Raw genomic sequence first — 18,781 nt, forward strand, 5'->3', positions numbered from 1 at the left:
AGGCGATCTCACCGCGGGAGACTGACATGTTCGACAAGATCCTGATCGCCAACCGCGGTGAGATCGCCTGCCGCGTGGCGGCCACGGCGCGGCGCCTGGGCATCCGCACCGTCGCGGTCCACTCCGATGCCGACGCGCAGGCCAAGCACGTGCTGGCCTGCGACGAGGCGGTGCACATCGGGGGGGCGGCGCCGCGCGACAGCTACTTGCGCTGGGAGCGCATCATCGAGGCCGCGCGCCGCACCGGTGCTCAGGCCATCCACCCGGGCTACGGGTTCCTGAGCGAGAACGAGGCCTTCGCCGCGGCCTGTGCCGAGGCCGGCTTGGTGTTCATCGGCCCGCCCGCCTCGGCGATCGCCGCGATGGGCAGCAAGTCGGCCGCCAAGGTGCTCATGGAGCGCGCCGGCGTGCCGCTGGTGCCGGGCTACCACGGCGACCGGCAGGATGCCGACTTCCTGCTCGGCGAGGCCGACCGCATCGGCTACCCGGTACTGATCAAGGCCAGCGCGGGCGGCGGCGGCAAGGGCATGCGGCGCGTGGACCGCGCCGAGGACTTCATCGAGGCGCTGGCCTCGTGCAAGCGCGAGGCGCAGGCCAGCTTCGGCAGCGACCACGTGCTGGTCGAGCGCTACGTCACGCGCCCGCGCCACATCGAGATCCAGGTGTTCGGCGACACGCACGGCAACTACGTCCACCTGTTCGAGCGCGACTGCTCGGTGCAACGCCGCCACCAGAAGGTGCTGGAGGAAGCGCCCGCGCCGGGCATGACCGAGGCGCGCCGCCGCGAGATGGGCGAGGCCGCGGTGGCCGCCGCGCGCGCGGTGGGCTATGTCGGCGCGGGCACGGTGGAGTTCATCGCCGAGCAGGACGGGCGCTTCTACTTCATGGAGATGAACACCCGCCTGCAGGTCGAGCACCCGGTGACCGAGGCGATCACCGGGCAGGACCTGGTCGAGTGGCAGCTGCGCGTGGCCGCGGGCGAACGCCTGCCGCGCCTGCAGGACGAGCTGCGCATCGAGGGCCACGCGATGGAGGCGCGCCTGTGCGCCGAGAACCCGGAGGCGCAGTTCCTGCCGGCCACCGGGCGGCTGCGGGTGTTCCGCACCCCCGAGGCGGCCGAGTTCCGCGTCGCGCCGGTGCGGCTGGATGCCGGCGTGCGCGAGGGCGACGAGATCACGCCGTACTACGACTCGATGATCGCCAAGCTCATCGTGCACGGGGCCACGCGCGAGCAGGCGCTGGCGCGGCTGCAGGCGGCGCTGGCCGCGACCCATGTCGTGGGCCTGCACACCAACGTGGCCTTCCTGCGCCGGGTGGTGGCCAGCCGCTCGTTCGTGCAGGCCGACCTCGACACCGCACTGATCGAGCGTGAACGCGAGGCGCTGTTCGACGTGCCGGGGCTGTCGCTGCCCTGCGCGGTGGCCGGGGTGGCGGCCTGCGTGCTGGCCGAGGAGGCCGCCCTGCAGGACGACGACCCTTGGTCGCGGCGCGACGGCTGGCGCCTGCACGGTGCGGCGCGCCGGCGCATGGAGCTGGACGTGGGCGGGCAGCGCCACGTCGCCTACCTGGCCTACCAGCACGACGGTTCGCACCTGCTGCAGCTGGGCGAGCTGCAGCTGCCGCTGCAGGCGCGCGCGCTGGGCGGCGACCGCCACGACGTGCGGCTGGGCGAGCAGCGCTGGACGCTGTCGGTCTACCGCCACGGCGAGTCCTTCGCGGTGTTCGGCGCCGACGGCCACCTGTCGTTGACCTGGATCGACCCCATCGTCCATGCCGGCGAGGGCGGCCACGACGCCGGGCGGCTGACCGCACCGATGCCGGGCAAGCTGATCGCGCTGCACGTGCAGCCCGGCCAGCGCGTCGCCAAGGGCCAGGCGCTGGCGGTGATGGAGGCGATGAAGATGGAGCACAGCATCGTCGCACCGGCCGACGGGGTGGTGCAGGAGCTGCTCTACGGCGTGGGCGACCAGGTCGACGAGGGCGCCGAGCTGCTGCGCCTGCAGCCGGCGGACTGAGCCGGTGCCGGCCGCGGCGGCTGCAGCGCGCCGCGCGGCAGGTCACAATGAAGGGTCACGACGAGGAGTCCCGAGAGATGTTTCCACAGCGAGTCACCCTGGTCGACGTGGGGCCGCGCGACGGCCTGCAGAACGAGAAACAGGCCGTCAGCGCCGCGCACAAGGTCGAGCTGGTGCATCGCCTGCAGGCCGCCGGCCTGCGCGAGATCGAGGTCACCAGCTTCGTCAGCCCCAAGTGGGTGCCGCAGATGGCCGACAACGCCGAGGTGATGGCCGGCGTGCAGCGCCAGCCCGGCGTGCGCTACTCGGTGCTGGTGCCCAACATGAAGGGCCTGGAGGCGGCGCTGCCCACGCGCCCGGACGAGATCGTCGTGTTCGGCGCGGCGAGCGAGGCCTTCAGCCAGCGCAACATCAACTGCTCGATCGAGGAGTCGATCGAGCGCTTCCGCCCGGTGGTGGAGGCCGCACGCGCCCAGGGGATCAAGGTGCGCGGCGCGGTGTCCTGCGCGCTGGGCTGCCCCTACCAGGGCGAGGTCAGCCCCGACGAGGTGGAGCGCGTGGTGCGGCTGATGAAGGACATCGGCGTGCAGCACGTGGGCATCGCCGACACCATCGGCGTGGGCACGCCCCGGCGCGTGCAGGCGGTGATGGAGCGCGCGCTCAAGCACTACCCGATCGCCGAGGTGAGCGGCCATTTCCACGACACCTACGGCCAGGCCATCGGCAACGTCTACGCCTGCCTGGAGATGGGCATCCACACCTTCGACGCGAGCGTCGCGGGCCTGGGCGGCTGCCCGTATGCCAAGGGCGCGACCGGCAACGTCGCGACCGAGGACGTGGTGTTCCTGCTGCACGGCCTGGGCATCGAGACCGGCATCGACCTGGACCGCCTGGTCGACGCGGGCAAGTTCATTTCCGACGTGCTGGGCCGCAAGCCGGTCTCGCGCGTGGCCAACGCGGTGCTGTCGAGGCGGGGGGCTGCATGAGCGAGGATGCCGTGCTGCTGCAACGCCCCGAGGGCTTCCGCCGCGTCACGCAGGTGCTGCGCGAGGCGGGCCACCCGCACGCGCCGGTGTTCCTCGAGGTGCCCGCGCGCACCGCGCAGGAAGCCGCCGACGCGCTGGGCATCCAGCTCGGGCAGATCGCCAAGAGCATCGTGTTCCGCCGCAAGGACGACGACCGGCCGGTGCTGGTGATCACCTCGGGCGACAAGCGGGTCGACGAGAAGAAGGTCTCGGCCCTGGTCGGCGCGCTGGGCCGCGCCGACGCGGAGTACGTGAAGGCGCGCACCGGCTTTGCGATCGGCGGCGTCTCGCCGGTCGGCCACCTCGAGCCGCCGGTGCTGCTGATCGACCGCGAGCTGTTCCGCTTCGACGAGGTCTGGGCCGCGGCCGGCCACCCCAACGGGGTGTTCCGCGTCACGCCGCAGGACCTGGCGCGCCTGACCGGCGCCCCGGTCGAGGACGTCACCGCCGCCTGAGTCCGGGCGGCATGCCGCTCACGTCAGCTGGGCCAGCGCGGCGCGGCGTGCGTCGCGCAGCGCGCGCTCGAGCCGCTCCAGCTGCTCCTGCACCAGCGGCTGGCCGGCGCGCGCGGCGAGTTCCAGCTCGCGGGCCAGTTCCGACAGCGCCGACATGCCCAGCGTCGCTGCCGCCCCCTTGAGGCTGTGCGCCTCCCGCTGCTGGGTGTCGGGCGGGTCGCCGGCACGCACCGGACTGCGCTCGTACACCTCGGCGAAGCGCCGCAGCGCGCGCTTGTAGATCGCGGCGTTGCCGCCGCAGGCGCGCAGCCCCAGGTCCACGTCCAGCACCCGCAACGGGCCAGCCGCCGGCGGCGGGGGCAGGCGCGGCGGTGCCGGCGGATGCGTCGGGCCGGCGTGGCGCCCGCGGCCCCAGCGCAGCAGCGTGCGCAGCAGCACCGCCGAGTCGATCGGCTTGGCCAGGTGGTCGTCCATGCCGGCGGCCAGCGAGCGTTCGCGGTCGCCGGCCATCGCATGCGCGGTCATCGCGATGATGGGCACGAAGGCGCGCGGCCCGCCCAGCGCGCGCACGCGCCGCGTCGCCTCGAAGCCGTCCATGTCCGGCATCTGCACGTCCATCAGCACCACATCGAACTCCTGGCTCTGCACCGCCGCCAGCGCCTCGGCGCCGGTGCTCGCGGTGCTGACCTGCACCCCCGCGCGCTGCAGCAGCTCGATCGCCAGCTCGCGGTTGAGCGGGTTGTCCTCGGCCAGCAGCACCTTCATGCCGCGCAGCGAGGGCGGGGCCTGCAAGGGGGCCGGCGCGGTGTGCTGCGCCTCGGCGCTGCCGTCGAACAGGCTGGTCAGCTGTGCGGGCAGCAGCGGCTTGGCCAGGCAGGCGTGGGCGGCCACCGGCGGCGCGTGGGCGCGCAGCGCGTCGTATTCGTGCGGGCGGCAGGTCAGCACGATGTGCGGGCGGGGCGTGGTCCCGGCGAGCTCGGTGGCAAGCGCCAGGCCCGTGCCCTCGGGCAGGCCGGCGTCGATCAGCACGGCGGTGGCCTGCTGCGGGGCTTGCGCGCGGGCGAGCGCCCAGTGGCGGCGCGCCTCGTCGACATCGGCGGCCTCGGCCACGGTGTGCCCGGCCGCGCGCAGCTGGCGCGCCAGCGCGGCGCGGGTGGCCGCGTCGTCGTCGACCACCAGCACCCGGCGTTGCCGGCCGGGCGGCAGCGCCGGCACCAGGGGTTCGGCGGTCGCGCCGCGGCCCAGCGGCAGCTCGAACCAGAACAGCGATCCCTGCCCGGGCTGCGAGCGCACGCCGATCTCGCCGCCCATCAGCTGCAGCAGGCGCCGGCAGATCACCAGCCCGAGGCCGGTGCCGCCGAAGCGCCGGGTGGTGGACGCATCGGCCTGCGTGAAGGCCTCGAACAGGCGCGCCTGCTCGGTGTCGCTGAGCCCGATGCCGGTGTCGGCCACCTCGAAGCGCAGCCGCAGGTCCTGCGCCAGCGGCTGCACCGCCGAAGGCGCGACGCGCACGATCACGCGCCCGGCCTCGGTGAACTTGACGGCATTGGCCACCAGGTTGGTCAGCACCTGCGCGACGCGGGTCGGGTCGCCGACCAGGCGCGCCGGCAGCGCGGGGTCGACGTCGACCACCAGCTCCAGGCCCTTTTCCCCGGCCTGCAGCGCCACCACGTCGGTGACGCGCTCGAGCACCTCGTGCAGCACGAACTCGGTGCGTTCCACCTCGAGCCGGCCGGCCTCGATCTTGGAGAAGTCGAGGATGTCGTTGAGCACGCCCAGCAGGCTGCGCGCCGCGGCGTTGGCCTTGGCGATGTACTGGTGCTCGCGCGGCGGCAGCGCGCCGCCCAGGGCCAGCTCGGTCATGCCGATCACCGCGTTCATCGGGGTGCGGATCTCGTGGCTCATGTTGGCGAGGAACTCGCTCTTGAGCCGGTTGGCCTCCTCGGCGGCCAGGCGGGCGCGCTCGATCGCCTCGGTGGCGCGCTTCTCGGCGGTCACGTCGAAGGTGGCGCCGACCACGCGCTGCACGCCGGCCTGCGGATCGCGCACGTGGCTGAGGATGGTGCGCACGTGGCGCACCTCGCCGTCGGGACGCACGACGCGGTATTCGTTGACGTCCGAGTGCTGCCCGGTCCAGGTGCGCATCGCGGCGTTGAGCACGCGCTCGCGGTCGTCGGGATGGATGCGCTCCTCCCAGGCATGGACACTGGGGGGTACCTGCTGCGGGTCCAGGCCGAAGATGCGGTAGAGCTCCTCGTTCCACTCGCTGCGGCCGGTGTGGAGGTCCAGCATCCAGATGCCCAGGCGCGAGACCGAGATGGCCAGCTGCAGGCGGCTGGCCAGTTCCTCGGCGTGGCGCGCGGTCTGGCGTTGCGGCGTGACGTCCAGGTCCAGGCCGACGGTGCGCACCAGCCGCCCCTGGTCGTCGCGCTCGTTGCGGCCCACGCAGCGGATGTAGCGCAGGCCGCGCTGCGAGTGGCGGATGGTGTACTCGAGCTCGAAGGTCAGGCAGGCCGGGTCGCGCAGGTGGGTGCGCAGCGTCTCGACGGCCTGCCGCGCGCAGTCGGGCGTGAGCACCTGTTCCCAGGCGCGCAGGCCGCCGTTGGGGTCGACGCCGAACAGCTCGGCGCCGTGCTCGTCCCACTGCAGGCGCCCGGTGCGCGCGTCGTACTCCCACACCGAGGCGTGCACCGCCGACAGCGCGATCATCAGCCGTTCGTTGACCCGCCGCAGCGCGGTCTCGGCCATCACGTCGGCGGTGATGTCCCAGCTCACGCCGAGCAGGCGGTGCAGCCGCCCGTGCTCGTCGAGCTCGACCCGCCCGGCGCTGCGCAGCCAGCGCAGCCGCTCCTCGGTGCCGGCGCGGTAGCGCACCTCGACGTGCTGCGCGCCGTTCTCGACCGCGGCCAGCGCCTTCTCCAGCTCGGGGCGGTCCTCGGGGTGCACGAAGGCGAGCACCTCGTCCCACTGCGCTGCCGGCGCGTCGCCCATGCCTAGCTGCTCGCGGCCGATCGCGTCGATGTCGAAGCGTCGCGTGCGGAAGTCGAAGGCCCACACGCTCAGTCGGCCGGCCTCGGTGGCCAGGCGCAGCGTCTCGGTCAGCGCGCGCATGCGCTCGCGCGTCTCGACCTCGCCGGTGACGTCGATGTTGATGCCGGTGGCGCGCAGCACCCGGCCGTCGGCGTCGCGCTCGACCAGCACGTGCAGGCGCAGGTGGCGCAGCGAGCCGTCGCGGTGGTAGAAGGGCAGCACCTCTTCGATCAGCGCGTCCGGGCCGCGGCGGATGCGCTCGATGAAGCGCCGGCAGGCCTCGCGCGAGCCGGGCGGCACCTGGTGCAGCATCTCGTCGAGCGTGCGGATGCCTTCGTGCGGCGCCAGCCCCAGCAGCGAGGCCGCGCGCAGGTCGCGCGTCACGCGGCCGGTCACCGGGTCGTATTCCCAGACCATGCCGCGCATCGCGCGCACTGCCAGGTCGTGGCGCTGCATGGCCTGCTGCAGGCGCTGGCGGTTGAGTTCCTCTTCGGTGACGTCCTGGTCCTGGCCGACCACGCGCACCGCCTGGCCGTGCCCGTCGCGTTCGACCTTGCCGACGCTGCGCAGCCAGTGGATGCTGCCGTCCGGGTGCATCACCCGGAAGCGCATGTCGTAGATGTGGCCCTGCAGCAGCGCGTCGTCGAAGCGGGCCTCCAGCTTGGGCAGGTCTTCGGGGTGCACCCGTTCCTTCAGCCAGGACGCCGGCAGCCAGCGGCCCGGCCCGGGCTCGCCGTACAGCATGCAGAAGCGCTCGTCCACCAGGAAGCGCTGCTGCGCGACGTCGTACTCCCACACCCCCAGGTCGCCGATGCCGGCGGCCAGCTCCAGCCGGCTGGTCAGCAGGCTGAGCTCGGTGTCGTGCGCGTCGTCGGGCGTTCCCGGGCTGCGTGGCCGTTGCAGCGGGGCGCGCAGCGCCAGCCCGAGCAGGCAGGTCGCGACGGGCGGCAGCAGCAGGGCCGCCGCCCCCGTGCCGGGCGGCGCACAGGCCCAGCCGGCGGCCACGGCGACGATCGCGGTCAGCCAGCCGGCGCGCGCGCCCAGCAGCAGCGGCAGCGCGACCAGCACCGGCAGCGCCAGCATCCAGCGCAGCAGCGCGGGGCTGGTCGTGGCGGTGCTCCAGACGGCGCAGGCCACCAGCCACAGGCAGGCGGCGGCAGGAGGCAGCCAGCCCGGCTCGTGCCGCCGGGCGAGCCGGTGCAGCGCGTACAGCGCGGCCGCGGCCAGTGCCGCCACCGCGGCCGGAAGGACGGGAGCCGGCGTCAGCCCCCAGGCCGCAGGCGCGCCGCACAGCGCCAGCGCGGCGAGCACCGCGCAGCCGCCGGTCCAGAACGGCGCGAGGTCGCCGGCCGGCAGCAGCGGGGTCGCGTTCCACAGCCAGCCCCACGCGCGCGACGGGGCCGCCTCGCGCGACGGGAGGGGGGTGGGCAGGGAGGTGCGCATGGTGTGCGCAAACGTAACACGGGGGGCCTGCGCATGGTGAAGGGGAAACACGGTGGCGGACGGGGACCGGTCAAAGTTGGCCCGGCTGTGGTCCCGGCGCATCGCCGGTGCCGGGCGCCTGCGCCAGGCCGGGCATGGCCATGCACCAGCATGTGGCGGAAGGCACGGGTAAACTCCCTGGCTCCCCTTTCGAGCGCCCGGGCCAGGGCGCTCCTGTTGTCTCGGAGTTGGAAGACCGCAATGAACATCAAGCAGTTGCCCTGGAAGCCTCTCGGCGCCCTGACCCTGGCCCTGGCGGCCATGACCCCCGCGCTGGCGCAACAGAAGTCCGTCGCCGTGACGGCCATCGTCGAGCACCCCGCGCTGGACGCGGTGCGCGACGGCGTGCAGGCGGCGCTGAAGGAAGCCGGCTTCGAAGCCGGCAAGAACCTGAAGTGGCAGTACCAGAGCGCCCAGGGCAACACCGGCACCGCCGCGCAGATCGCGCGCAAGTTCGTCGGCGACAAGCCCGATGCGATCGTCGCGATCGCCACGCCTTCGGCCCAGGCCGTGGTCGCCGCGACCAAGACCGTGCCGGTGGTGTTCTCGGCCGTGACCGACCCGGTGGCCGCGAAGCTGGTGCCGAGCTGGGAAGCGTCCGGGACCAACGTGACCGGCGTGTCGGACCTGCTGGCGCTGGACAAGCAGATCGAGCTGCTGCGCCAGGTCGTGCCGAACGCCAAGCGCGTGGGCATGGTCTACAACCCCGGCGAGGCCAACTCGGTGGTGGTGGTCAAGCAGCTGCAGGCCCTGCTGCCCAAGCTGGGCATGACGCTGGTCGAGGCCGCCGCGCCGCGCTCGGTGGACGTGGGCAGCGCCGCGCGCAGCCTGATCGGCAAGGTCGACGTGATCTACACCAACACCGACAACAACGTCGTGTCGGCCTATGAATCGCTGGTCAAGGTCGGCCAGGACGCCAAGATCCCGCTGGTCGCCTCCGATACCGACAGCGTCAAGCGCGGCGCGATCGCTGCGCTGGGCATCAACTACCGCGACCTGGGCGAGCAGACCGGCCGCATGGTGGTGCGCATCCTCAAGGGCGAGAAGCCCGGCGACATCAAGCCCGAAGTCAGCACCAAGCTGGAGCTGTACGTGAACCCGGGCGCCGCCGAGAAGCAGGGCGTCAAGCTCTCCGACGAGCTGATCAAGTCCGCGGCCCAGGTCGTGCAGTGACCTGAACCGCCACGGGGGCCGCCGCGCGCGGCCCCCGCGTGTTTCCTGCCATCCCTTCGTTCTTTGCCCTGCCCGCCATGTCCCTGTTCTCGCTGCTCGGCGCCGTTGAGATCGGCCTGATCTTCAGCCTCGTTGCGCTCGGCGTGTTCATCTCGTTCCGCCTGCTGCGCTTTCCCGACCTCACGGTGGACGGCAGCTTCCCGCTGGGCGGCGCGGTGTGCGCCATCCTGATTTCCACCGGCACCAACCCCTGGATGGCCACGGCGGCCGCGACCGCCGCCGGTGCGGTGGCCGGCCTCGTCACCGGCTGGCTCAACGTCAAGCTGCGCATCATGGACCTGCTGGCGAGCATCCTGATGATGATCGCGCTGTACTCGGTCAACCTGCGCATCATGGACGGGCCCAACGTGCCGCTGATCAACGACCCGACGCTGTTCACCCAGCTGCAGCCCGAGAGCCTGGACGACTACGTCGCGCGCCCGCTGATCCTGCTGGTCATCGTGGTGCTGGCCAAGCTGCTGCTGGACTGGTTCTTCGCCACCGAGCGGGGCCTGGCGATCCGCGCCACCGGTTCCAACCCGCGCATGGCGCGCGCGCAGGGCGTCAACACCGGCGCGATGGTGCTGCTGGGCATGGCGATCTCCAACGCGCTGGTGGGGCTGGCCGGCGCCCTGTTCGCGCAGACCCAGGGGGGCGCGGACATCTCCATGGGCATCGGCACCATCGTGATCGGCCTGGCCGCGGTGATCGTCGGCGAGAGCATCCTGCCCTCGCGTCGCCTGGTGTGGGCCACGCTGGCGGTGGTGGTCGGCGCGATCGTCTACCGCTTCTTCATTGCGCTGGCGCTCAACAGCGACTTCATCGGCCTGAAGGCCCAGGACCTCAACCTCGTCACCGCCGTGCTCGTGGCCGTGGCGCTGGTGGTGCCGCAGCTCAAGCGCAAGCTGGCGCGGCGTGCGTCCTGATCGCTGCCGGGAGCCCCGACATGCTGAGTGCACAGAACCTTGCCATCACCTTCAACCCCGGCACGCCGATCGAGACCCGCGCGCTGCGCGGGCTGTCGCTGGAGATCCCCAGCGGCCAGTTCGTCACCGTGATCGGCTCCAACGGGGCCGGCAAGTCCACTTTCCTGAACGCCGTCTCGGGCGACCTGGCGGTCGACAGCGGCCGCATCGTGATCGACGGCACCGACGTGACCCGTGCCCCGGTGTGGGAGCGTGCGCAACGGGTGGCGCGGGTCTTCCAGGACCCGATGGCCGGCACCTGCGAGGACCTGACCATCGAGGAGAACATGGCGCTGGCGCAGCGGCGCGGCGCCTCGCGCGGGCTGTCGCTGGCGGTCAAGCCGGCGATGCGTGAGTTCTTCCGCGAGCGCCTGGCCACGCTGGGCCTGGGCCTGGAGAACCGGCTGAGCGACCGCATCGGCCTGCTGTCGGGCGGCCAGCGCCAGGCGGTGAGCCTGCTGATGGCGGCGCTGCAGCCCTCGCGCATCCTGCTGCTGGACGAGCACACCGCGGCGCTGGACCCGCGCACCGCGGACTTCGTGCTGCAGCTGACCGCGCGCATCGTGACCGAGAACAAGCTCACCACGATGATGGTCACCCACAGCATGCGCCAGGCGCTGGACGTGGGCGACCGCACCGTGATGCTGCACCAGGGCCAGGTGGTGCTGGACGTCTCCGGCGAGGAGCGCCGGCGCATGGACGTGGCCGACCTGCTCGCGATGTTCGAGAAGGTGCGCGGCGAGAAGCTCGCCGACGACGCGCTGCTGCTGGGCTGAAGGCGCCCGCGCGCCGCACGATGAAGCAGGGAGGCCGCGGCCTCCCTTTTTCGTTTCAGTCGATCAGCTCGTAGTGGAAGTCGGTGATGCGGCCTTCCGGCTGGTCGCGGAACACCACCTTCACCCGCGTGCCCGGCTGCAGGCGGCGCGCCGCGGCCGGCACGTCGGACAGGTCCAGGCCCTGCACGAAGTTGATCAGCGCGGTGTCCACGCCGTCCAGGCGCACGTAGGCGATCGCGTAGGGCGGCGGGGGCAGGTTCTCGAACGCGGCCGTCACGATGGTCGCGCATTCGATGGTGCCGGTGGTGCCGGCCTCGACCCATTCGTCGCAGGGCTGGAAGCTGCGCTCGCAGTAGGCGCGCGGCGGCAGGTAGCTCAGCCCCGAGGCGCTGCAGCGCGTGGCGAGGATCTTCTTCTCGCGCAGCGCGCTGAAGAAGCGCGTCCCGGTCTCGCCGACCGGGTAGTTGTAGCGCACCCGCCATTCGGCCGGCAGGATCATCGGTTCTTGAGTGGCAGTGGTCACGGCGGACTCCGTCGTCGAAAGTGGGTGGGAGGCTCAGGCCAGGGCGGCCTGGCCGCGCGGTTCGTCGGACAGCAGCGTGCAGGCGAAGAACTGCGCCGACCCGCCCGCGGCGGTGGCCAGCGCATTGCGCACGCCGCTGACCTGCATCGCGCCGGCGCGGCCCATCACCTGCAGCGCGGCGTCGGCCACGCGCACCAGGCCGGTCACGCCGATCGGGTTCGTGCACAGCGTGCCGCCCGAGGGGCCGACCGCGACCATGCCGTCGGGGTCGAAGGCGCCTTCGTCGCTCAGGCGCGCCGCGCTGCCGCGCGGGCAGAAGCCCATCGATTCCAGCTCCGGAAACTGGAAGGAGCTGAACGGGTCGTACATCTCGACCACCCGGATCTCCTTGGCCGGGTTGGTGATGCCGGCCTGGCGGTAGCACTCGTTGGCGGCGATCGCGATCTCGGCGTGCTCGGCGAAGTCGCAGTCGGCCGTGGGCACGCAGCGGTCGCCCTGGAACACGGTGTTCGAGATCGCGCCCACGCCGGTCACGAAAGCCGGCCGGTCGCACACCTCGCGCGCGGTGGCCTCGTCGGCCAGCACGATGGCCGCCGCGCCGGCCGAGCGCGGGCAGATGTCGAACAGCTTGTACGGCCAGGCGATGCGCGGGGAGTTCATCACGTCGTCCACCGTGATCTCGCCCTTGAGGTGCGCGTTGGGGTTGTGCATCGCGTTGCGGCGCGCGCGCACGACCACGCGGGCGTACTGCTCCTCCGTGACGCCGTAGCGCGCCATGTAGCGCTGCGTGGACAGCGCGGTCATGGTCACGGTGTTGAGCGCGAAGTCCTGCTCGTACAGCGGGTCCCAGATCAGGTTCAGCACGAACTGCGCGTCGGGCGTCTCGGTGATGCGGTCTGCGCCGATCACCAGCACGCGGCGGTACTGGCCGCTGGCCACGTGGGCCCAGGCGGCATGGAAGGCCGAGCCGCCGGTGGCGCCGCCCGTGTGCACGCGCATGAACGGCTTGCCGCGCGCGCCGATGAAGTCCACGGCCCACTTGTCGCAGTCGGCCACGCCCATGAAGTGCGTGGGCGCCATCGAGAAGACGACCGCGTCGATGTCGTCCGGCGTCAGCCGGGCGTCGGCCAGCGCGCGCAGCGCGGCCTGCTGGGCGAGCTCGACGTAGGTCATCGAGTCCCACCGGGCGCGGAAGCCGGTCTGGCCCACGCCGATGACGGCAACGTTCTGGCTCATGCGGCAACCCTTTCGAAAGCGACGAAGGTGTGTCCCTGCTGGGCGTAACCGTGGCTGCCGTGCGCGACGGCGAAGTGCACGTCCTCGACCTGCACGTCCCCGGCGCGGCCGGCGACCTGCAGCGCCGCCTCGGCGGCGTTGACCAGGCCCATGCAGAACAGCGGGTGCTGCGCCCAGGCCCCACCCGAGGGGCTGAGCGCACGCACGTCGCGGCCGGCCAGGTGGTGCTCGATCGCGGCCTCGTGCCAGCCGGTGGGGGCCTCGGCCTCGAACACGTCGATCGCGGCGTGATCGCGGCCGGCGCGGCGCAGCAGGTCCTCGAGGCCCGCATCGAAGCCGGCCATCGCGCCGACGCGCCCGGCGTCGAGCCGGTAGCTGTCGATGTGGCTGGTCACCGCGGCGATGCGTGCCAGCGCGCGGTGCTGCGGGTGCGCGCGCAGCCAGGCGCCGGAGGCGAGCACGAAGGCCACGCAGCCGTCGCTGGCCGGCGCCTGGTGGGCGCGCCGCAGCGGGTAGGCGTCGTAGCTGGAGGCGCGGATCGCCTCGGCCGACTGCGGTGCGCGTCGCAACCCGCGCGGGTTGCGCTGCGCCACTTGCTGGCGTAGCACGATGCGCGCGGCGACGGCGTCCTCGTCGACGCCGCAGCGGCGCTGCACCTCGCCGGCGAACAGCGCGTCGGCGATCGCGCCGTTCATGCCCACCGGGCGCAGCGTGAACGGTTCGGCGCGCATGCGCATCACGTCCTGCACGTCGATCTGCGAGGTGTGGTTCCAGCTCACGACCAGTCCCAGGTGGTAGCGGCCGGTCGCGACGCGCAGCGCCCCGAGCACCAGGCCGGTCAGGCCCGAGTCGGTGACGCGGATCTCGTCCTTCAGGTAGGCGCCGGACGGGGCGGCCATCAGCATGCTGCTGATGCTGCGACCGTCCATCTCGTCGCTGGTGGCCAGCGTCACGGCGTCGACCTCGGCGCGTTCGACGCCGGCGTCGGCCAGGGCGGCGCGCACGGTCTGGAAGGCGAGTTCCTCGGTGCGCAGTCGGCGCTGCGCCGGGTGGGGCGGGCTCATGCCCAGGCCGATGACGTAGGTCTCCATGAGGCTGTCTCGGTGGTCAGGGTGAAGTCATCGTAAGCGACAACAATCCGACAAGTCAATCGAGTGACCGACTGGTCGGTTTTATCGCGCTACAATGCGCCCCACGCACAAGGAGCTCCGACATGAGCACATGGAAGGGCGCCGTCCCGGGCGCCGATGCACAGTTCGTGGCCAAGCGCCAGGCCATCCTCCGCGAGGCCGCGGCCAGCTTCAACCGCAAGGGCTACCACGGCACCTCGCTGACCGACATCGCCGAGACGCTCGGGGTCAGCAAGGCCGCGCTCTACACCTACGTCAAGAGCAAGGAGGAGCTGCTGTACTTCTGCCATGACGTCGCCATGGGCGCCGCGGAGGAGAGCGTGCGCCAGGCGCGCGAGGCGGGCGGCACGCACCTGCAGCAGTTCTGCGCGGTGATGCGCAACTACCTGCGCCGCATCCTCTCGAACGAGGCCTGCTACGTGGTGCTGCTCGAGGAACACGCGCTGCCGCCGGACAAGGTGGCGCTGATCATCGAGCGGCGCGACCGCTTCGAGGCCGAGCTGCGCAGCATGATCGCCGCCGGCATCCAGGACGGCAGCGTCGCGCCGTGCAACCCCAAGCTGGCGGTGTTCGCGGCACTGGGGGCGCTCAACTGGGTGCAGAAGTGGTACGTGCCGGGCGGCGAATGGAGCGGCGAGCAGGTCGCGGTGGCGCTGGTGCAGTTCATCGAGCGCATGCTCTCGGCGCACCCGGCGCCGGCACTCAACGTCGATCCCTCGCTGATCCTGGTGGGGGCCGAGGGCGTGCCCGCGCCGGCGTCCGCTTGACGGCGTACGTGTTTTCCCTGGTTCGAAAGGCCGGCTTTGCCGGCCTTTTTCATGCCTGTTGGGGTAAGTCCTGAGGCGCTGACCGTCCAGTCAGTCGGTTTACCTACTTGACAGCGTGTGGCACGAATTCCAACATGACGCCATCCCATGAACCCGGTCCGCTGATGGCGGGCCGCCAGCCCGGAGGCATCGACCTTGGACTTCGTACTCACTCCCGACCAGCGCCGCCTGCAGGATCTCGTCGCCGAATTCGCGCGCGAGGAGGTGGAACCCCGCGCCGAACAGCTCGACCGCGACGGCGTCTTTCCCGTGGACCTGTTCCGCAAGGTGGGCCAGCTCGGCATCACCGCGATCCCGTTCTCGCCCGAGTATGGCGGCATGGGCCTCGGCGTGTTCGACATGGCGCTGGCCATCGAGCAGCTGGCCATCGCCGACCAGTCGCTGGCCGTGACCACCATGGTCAGCGTCGCCGCCGGCCTGATCGTGCAGCGCTTCGGCACGCCCGAGCAGAAGGCGCGCTACCTGCCCGCGCTGATCAAGGGCGAGGCGCTCGCCGCGCTGGCCGGCACCGAGCCGCAGGCCGGCTCCGACACCGCCTCGTTCACCACGCGCGCGAAGCGCGTGCCCGAGGGCTGGTGCATCAATGGCCAGAAGGCCTACATCACCAACGCCGGCACGGAGATCTCCAGCTTCGCGCTGACGCTGGCCGCCACCAACGAGCCCGACGCCGAGCGCAAGAGCTTCACGCTGTTCATCGTGCCCAAGGACGCCAAGGGCTACACGCAGGGCGAGCCCTACCGCAAGATGGGCTGGCGCTCCAGCGACACGCGCCCGCTGTACTTCGACGACTGCGTGGTGCCCGACAGCGCCGTGGTGGGCAACATCAACGAAGGCCGCTACCTCATGCACAAGGGTTACCAGCAGGCGCGCGTCTTCCTCGCGCACTGCTCGCTGGGCCTGGCCGAGGCGGCACTGCGCCGCTCGGTGGCCTATGCCAACGAGCGCAAGGCCTTCGGCGCCACCATCGGTCGGCTGCAGATGATCCAGGAGATGGTCGCGCAGATGGCGGTGAAGGTGGATGCGGCACGCCTGCTGGCCTACCGCGCCGCGTGGATGGGCGACCAGGGCATCGACTGCCAGCGCGAGCTGGCGATGGCCAAGTACTACTGCACCGAGATCGGCACGCAGGTGGCCGACACCGCGATCCAGGTGCATGGCGGCTGGGGCTACATGGACGACTGCCCGGTATCGCGCTACTACCGCGACAACCGCGTCTGCACGATCGGCGACGGCAGCAGCCAGATCCAGCAACTGCTGATCGCCCGCTCGCTGGGCCTGGACGTGCGCTTCGGGAGCTGAGCGCCATGAACGCCGCCGCTGTCGCGTTCGAGAACGAGGCCGTGCGCCTCACCGAGGCCGAGCCGGGCATCTGGCTGTTCCGCATGACGCGGCCGCGGGAGATGAACACGCTGACCTCGGAGCTGCTCGACGGCCTGCAGGCCACGATCGCGCACTGCCGGAAGGTGCGCACCCGCGCGCTGATCCTCACCGGCGAAGGCCGCGCGTTCTGCTGCGGTGCGCACCTGCGCTACTTCGCCGGGCCGCAGGCGATCTTCCACGATCCCCAGTCGGCCCGTGACCGGTACCTCGTGCGCATCGCCGAGCTGTTCGACGAGCTGGAAGCCTGCGCCTTCCCGACCATCGCGGCGGTCAACGGCTACGCGCTGGGCGGCGGCTGCGAGATGGCGCTGTCCTGCGACCTGCGCGTGCTGTCCAGCGAGGCCCGCATCGGCCTGCCGGAGACGAAGCTCGGCGCGATCGCCGGCGCGGGCGGCGTGCAGAAGCTGATCCGCCACGTGGGCCGCTCCAAGGCGCTGGAGTGGATCCTGCTTGCGCGCCATGTCGACGCCGCCACGGCCGATGCCCACGGGCTGGCCGCCGCCGTGGTGCCGCCGGACCAGGTCCTGCCCAGGGCGCTGGAGCTGGCGCGTGAGCTGCGCGCGCTGGCGCCGCTGGCGGTGAGCCAGAGCAAGGCGACGATCTACGCGAGCGAGGATGCCGACCTGCGCAGCGCGCGCCGCTACGGCGTGGACGCGCTCGCGATGCTGGTGGGCGGACGCGAATGGCGCGAAGGCATGAGCGCCTTCCTCGAGAAACGCGCGCCGGAGTTCGAGGCATGGTGAACACGCAGGTGCAACGCACGCAGGCGCTCGCGCGGCTGGTGCAGCGGCACCACGGCCGGGTGCCCGACCTGACCGCGCGGCTGGAGGCCGCCGGCTTCTCGGCGGACAACCCGCCGGACTGGACCGCGCTGGCGCGCGTGCCGGTGCGGGCCAAGGCCGAGCTGCCCGAGCTGCAGCGTCGCGTGCCGGACTTCGGCGGGCTTGCGCCGACCGGCCTGGTGCCGGGCGCGATGTTCTGGTCGCCCGGCGGCCTGCGCGAGCCCATGGTCGCGGCGGCGGTCGCGCGCCTCGCGCAGCTGCTGGAGGACGCGGGCTTGCGCGCCGGCGACCGGGTCGCCAACGGCTTTGCCTACCACTTCACCCCGGCGGGGCTGCTGTGCCATGCGGCGCTGGAGCGCCTGGGTGCGACGGTGCTGCCGATCGGCCCGCAGCAGACCGCGCTGGCGGCGGAATTCATGGTGCACGCCGGCGCCACCGGCTTCGTCGGCACCGCCTCGCACCTCAAGGCGCTGATGGAAGCGATCGACGCGCTGGTGGCCACGCAGGGCCTGCCGCGCCCGGCGCTGCGCTGCGCGCTGGCCGGGGCCGAACCGTTTGCCTCCACGCTGCGCGACGAGATCCGCCAGCGCTGGGGCATCGCCTGCCGCGACTTCTACGGCAATGCCGAAGGAGGCGTGTTCGCGCTCGAATGCGGGCAGCACCGGGGCCTGCACCTGCACCCCGACGTGCTGTGGGAACTGCTCGACCCCGTGACCCACGAGCGCGTCGACGGCGCGGTCGGCGAGCTCGCGATCACGCTCGATGCCGACGAGCTGCCGCTGCTGCGCTTCGCCACCGGCGACCTGGTGCGCATCGACGCCGCGCCCTGCGCCTGCGGCCGCGAGACCGCGCGCGTCACGGTGCTGGGCCGCACGGCCGACAGCGCCCGGGTGCGCGCGATGCTGCTGCACGCCTCGCAGGTCAAGGCCTTCGCGCAGGCCGCAGGCCTGGCCGCCTGCCGCGTCGTGCTGACGCGCCAGGCCGGGCGCGACCACATCGAGGTGCGCTGGCGCAGCGAGCAGCCCGCCGCGGTGGACGAGGAGCGCCTGGCCGCGCAGTTCCGCGACCACTGCCGGCTGCGCGCCGACGTGTTCCAGGCCGACGACGGCCTGGCCTTGCAGGACATTGCGCTCAGCGACGAGCGCCAGGACGGGCAGCCATGACCCACGCCGTGCTCGAAGCCTCCGGACTGACGTTGTCCTTCGGCGCGATCAAGGCGCTGGACAACGTGAGCTTCCGCGTTCATCCGGACGAACTGCTGTCCATCATCGGGCCCAACGGCGCCGGCAAGTCCAGCCTGCTGAACTGCCTGTCGGGCTTCTACCGCCCGCAGGCCGGCTCCGTGCGCTTCCTCGGCCAGGACATCACGCGCCTGCCCACGCACCGCTACGCCGAGCTCGGCGTGGGCCGCACCTTCCAGGGCATCCAGACCTACGCCAGCATGACGGTGCGCGAGAACATCCTGTGCGGCTTCCACACCCGCATGACGAGCGGGCTGTTCTCGGCCTTCCTGTACTGGGGCCGGGTGCGCCGCGAGGAAGACCGCTACGTGCGCGAGGCCGAGGCGATCATCGAGTTCCTCGAGCTGGAGGAACTGCGCCATGCCAGCGTCGGCGAGCTGCCCTACGGCCTGCGCAAGCGCGTGGACCTGGGCCGGGCGCTGGCAATGCAGCCCAAGGTGCTGATCATGGACGAGCCCATGGCCGGCATGAACCCCGAGGAGAAGTCCGACCTGGCGCGCTACATCCTCGACATCAAGGAGGGGCGCCGCATCCCGGTCGTGCTGGTCGAGCACGACATGGACGTGGTGATGGACATCTCCGACCGCGTGATGGTGATGGAGTGGGGCCGCTCCATCGCCGAGGGCACCCCCGAGGAGGTGCGCAACGACCCGCGCGTGATCCAGGCCTACCTGGGGGTGGAGGCATGAACGCTCGCGTCGA

The 18,781-nt window shown here is 72.1% G+C and carries 15 protein-coding genes; 11 read left to right on the top strand and 4 right to left on the bottom strand.

Annotated features, from left to right (window positions below):
• Nucleotides 1–26 precede the first annotated feature (26 nt).
• The 3 genes from IS481_RS03105 to IS481_RS03115 all read left to right on the top strand — a co-directional run bounded on the left by IS481_RS03105 (nucleotide 27) and on the right by IS481_RS03115 (nucleotide 3,495).
• Complete coding sequence (locus IS481_RS03105) at nucleotides 27–2,015, top strand: acetyl/propionyl/methylcrotonyl-CoA carboxylase subunit alpha (protein WP_104357164.1); 1,989 nt, start codon at nucleotides 27–29, stop codon at nucleotides 2,013–2,015.
• Between the two features lie 77 nt (nucleotides 2,016–2,092).
• A complete protein-coding gene (locus IS481_RS03110; protein ID WP_104357165.1) occupies nucleotides 2,093–3,001 on the top strand; it encodes a hydroxymethylglutaryl-CoA lyase in 909 nt (302 codons plus the stop codon).
• Nucleotides 2,998–3,495 carry a YbaK/EbsC family protein gene (locus IS481_RS03115; RefSeq protein ID WP_104357166.1) on the top strand — a complete coding sequence of 166 codons (498 nt, stop codon included), beginning with the start codon at nucleotides 2,998–3,000 and terminating at the stop codon, nucleotides 3,493–3,495. Before IS481_RS03110 ends, IS481_RS03115 begins: the two co-directional genes overlap by 4 nt.
• A gap of 18 nt (nucleotides 3,496–3,513) precedes the next feature.
• Here IS481_RS03115 and IS481_RS03120 read toward each other — a convergent pair whose 3' ends face one another.
• Nucleotides 3,514–7,968 (bottom strand): PAS domain-containing protein, encoded by a 4,455-nt coding sequence (locus tag IS481_RS03120; RefSeq protein ID WP_104357167.1) that lies wholly within the window; start codon nucleotides 7,966–7,968, stop codon nucleotides 3,514–3,516.
• A 240-nt stretch (nucleotides 7,969–8,208) separates the two neighbouring features.
• On the opposite strand from IS481_RS03120, the gene IS481_RS03125 reads away from it, so the two are divergent.
• The 3 genes from IS481_RS03125 to IS481_RS03135 all read left to right on the top strand — a co-directional run bounded on the left by IS481_RS03125 (nucleotide 8,209) and on the right by IS481_RS03135 (nucleotide 10,960).
• Complete coding sequence (locus tag IS481_RS03125; RefSeq protein WP_104357168.1) at nucleotides 8,209–9,180, top strand: ABC transporter substrate-binding protein; 972 nt, start codon at nucleotides 8,209–8,211, stop codon at nucleotides 9,178–9,180.
• 77 nt (nucleotides 9,181–9,257) lie between these two features.
• On the top strand, nucleotides 9,258–10,145 hold the full coding sequence (locus tag IS481_RS03130) for an ABC transporter permease (protein ID WP_104357253.1): 888 nt from the start codon (nucleotides 9,258–9,260) through the stop codon (nucleotides 10,143–10,145).
• Nucleotides 10,146–10,165: 20 nt separating this feature from the next.
• On the top strand, nucleotides 10,166–10,960 hold the full coding sequence (locus tag IS481_RS03135) for an ABC transporter ATP-binding protein (RefSeq protein ID WP_104357169.1): 795 nt from the start codon (nucleotides 10,166–10,168) through the stop codon (nucleotides 10,958–10,960).
• Between the two features lie 55 nt (nucleotides 10,961–11,015).
• Here the strand turns inward: IS481_RS03135 and IS481_RS03140 are convergent, their stop codons facing one another.
• The 3 genes from IS481_RS03140 to IS481_RS03150 are packed head-to-tail and all read right to left on the bottom strand — an operon-like array spanning nucleotide 11,016 to nucleotide 13,810.
• Nucleotides 11,016–11,483 (bottom strand): Zn-ribbon domain-containing OB-fold protein, encoded by a 468-nt coding sequence (locus tag IS481_RS03140; protein ID WP_232529443.1) that lies wholly within the window; start codon nucleotides 11,481–11,483, stop codon nucleotides 11,016–11,018.
• Nucleotides 11,484–11,516: 33 nt separating this feature from the next.
• The gene (locus IS481_RS03145) at nucleotides 11,517–12,719 is read right to left on the bottom strand and encodes a thiolase family protein (protein ID WP_104357171.1); all 1,203 of its coding nucleotides are present in this window, start codon (nucleotides 12,717–12,719) and stop codon (nucleotides 11,517–11,519) included.
• Nucleotides 12,716–13,810 carry a thiolase C-terminal domain-containing protein gene (locus tag IS481_RS03150; protein WP_104357172.1) on the bottom strand — a complete coding sequence of 365 codons (1,095 nt, stop codon included), beginning with the start codon at nucleotides 13,808–13,810 and terminating at the stop codon, nucleotides 12,716–12,718. Before IS481_RS03150 ends, IS481_RS03145 begins: the two co-directional genes overlap by 4 nt.
• 122 nt (nucleotides 13,811–13,932) lie before the next feature.
• Here IS481_RS03150 and IS481_RS03155 point away from each other — a divergent pair, with 122 nt between their 5' ends.
• From IS481_RS03155 to IS481_RS03175, 5 genes are all read left to right on the top strand, one after another.
• Nucleotides 13,933–14,616, top strand: a complete 684-nt coding sequence (locus tag IS481_RS03155; RefSeq protein WP_104357173.1) for a TetR/AcrR family transcriptional regulator — start codon at nucleotides 13,933–13,935, stop codon at nucleotides 14,614–14,616.
• Nucleotides 14,617–14,811: 195 nt separating this feature from the next.
• Nucleotides 14,812–15,975: an acyl-CoA dehydrogenase family protein gene (locus tag IS481_RS03160; protein ID WP_104357174.1), complete on the top strand. Its 1,164-nt coding sequence runs from the start codon at nucleotides 14,812–14,814 to the stop codon at nucleotides 15,973–15,975.
• A gap of 5 nt (nucleotides 15,976–15,980) precedes the next feature.
• On the top strand, nucleotides 15,981–16,799 hold the full coding sequence (locus IS481_RS03165) for an enoyl-CoA hydratase/isomerase family protein (protein ID WP_104357175.1): 819 nt from the start codon (nucleotides 15,981–15,983) through the stop codon (nucleotides 16,797–16,799).
• The gene (locus IS481_RS03170) at nucleotides 16,793–18,001 is read left to right on the top strand and encodes a phenylacetate--CoA ligase family protein (protein WP_104357176.1); all 1,209 of its coding nucleotides are present in this window, start codon (nucleotides 16,793–16,795) and stop codon (nucleotides 17,999–18,001) included. Before IS481_RS03165 ends, IS481_RS03170 begins: the two co-directional genes overlap by 7 nt.
• Nucleotides 17,998–18,768, top strand: coding sequence for an ABC transporter ATP-binding protein (locus IS481_RS03175; protein ID WP_104357177.1), 771 nt, complete (start codon nucleotides 17,998–18,000; stop codon nucleotides 18,766–18,768). The genes IS481_RS03170 and IS481_RS03175 overlap by 4 nt, the downstream gene beginning before the upstream one ends.
• Nucleotides 18,769–18,781 lie beyond the last annotated feature (13 nt).

Source organism: Caldimonas thermodepolymerans, assembly GCF_015476235.1.
In the GTDB taxonomy this organism is placed as follows: Bacteria; Pseudomonadota; Gammaproteobacteria; order Burkholderiales; family Burkholderiaceae_C; genus Caldimonas; species Caldimonas thermodepolymerans.

What these genes read in the sequence shown, in the direction of transcription:
- IS481_RS03165 (WP_104357175.1), top strand. Translation starts at nt 15,981, where the DNA reads ATGAACGCCGCCGCTGTCGCGTTCGAGAACGAGGCCGTGCGCCTCACC.
- IS481_RS03175 (WP_104357177.1), top strand. Translation starts at nt 17,998, where the DNA reads ATGACCCACGCCGTGCTCGAAGCCTCCGGACTGACGTTGTCCTTCGGC.
- IS481_RS03110 (WP_104357165.1), top strand. Translation starts at nt 2,093, where the DNA reads ATGTTTCCACAGCGAGTCACCCTGGTCGACGTGGGGCCGCGCGACGGC.
- IS481_RS03105 (WP_104357164.1), top strand. Translation starts at nt 27, where the DNA reads ATGTTCGACAAGATCCTGATCGCCAACCGCGGTGAGATCGCCTGCCGC.
- IS481_RS03125 (WP_104357168.1), top strand. Translation starts at nt 8,209, where the DNA reads ATGAACATCAAGCAGTTGCCCTGGAAGCCTCTCGGCGCCCTGACCCTG.
- IS481_RS03150 (WP_104357172.1), bottom strand. Translation starts at nt 13,810, where the DNA reads ATGGAGACCTACGTCATCGGCCTGGGCATGAGCCCGCCCCACCCGGCG.
- IS481_RS03170 (WP_104357176.1), top strand. Translation starts at nt 16,793, where the DNA reads ATGGTGAACACGCAGGTGCAACGCACGCAGGCGCTCGCGCGGCTGGTG.
- IS481_RS03155 (WP_104357173.1), top strand. Translation starts at nt 13,933, where the DNA reads ATGAGCACATGGAAGGGCGCCGTCCCGGGCGCCGATGCACAGTTCGTG.
- IS481_RS03130 (WP_104357253.1), top strand. Translation starts at nt 9,258, where the DNA reads ATGTCCCTGTTCTCGCTGCTCGGCGCCGTTGAGATCGGCCTGATCTTC.
- IS481_RS03135 (WP_104357169.1), top strand. Translation starts at nt 10,166, where the DNA reads ATGCTGAGTGCACAGAACCTTGCCATCACCTTCAACCCCGGCACGCCG.
- IS481_RS03115 (WP_104357166.1), top strand. Translation starts at nt 2,998, where the DNA reads ATGAGCGAGGATGCCGTGCTGCTGCAACGCCCCGAGGGCTTCCGCCGC.
- IS481_RS03120 (WP_104357167.1), bottom strand. Translation starts at nt 7,968, where the DNA reads ATGCGCACCTCCCTGCCCACCCCCCTCCCGTCGCGCGAGGCGGCCCCG.
- IS481_RS03145 (WP_104357171.1), bottom strand. Translation starts at nt 12,719, where the DNA reads ATGAGCCAGAACGTTGCCGTCATCGGCGTGGGCCAGACCGGCTTCCGC.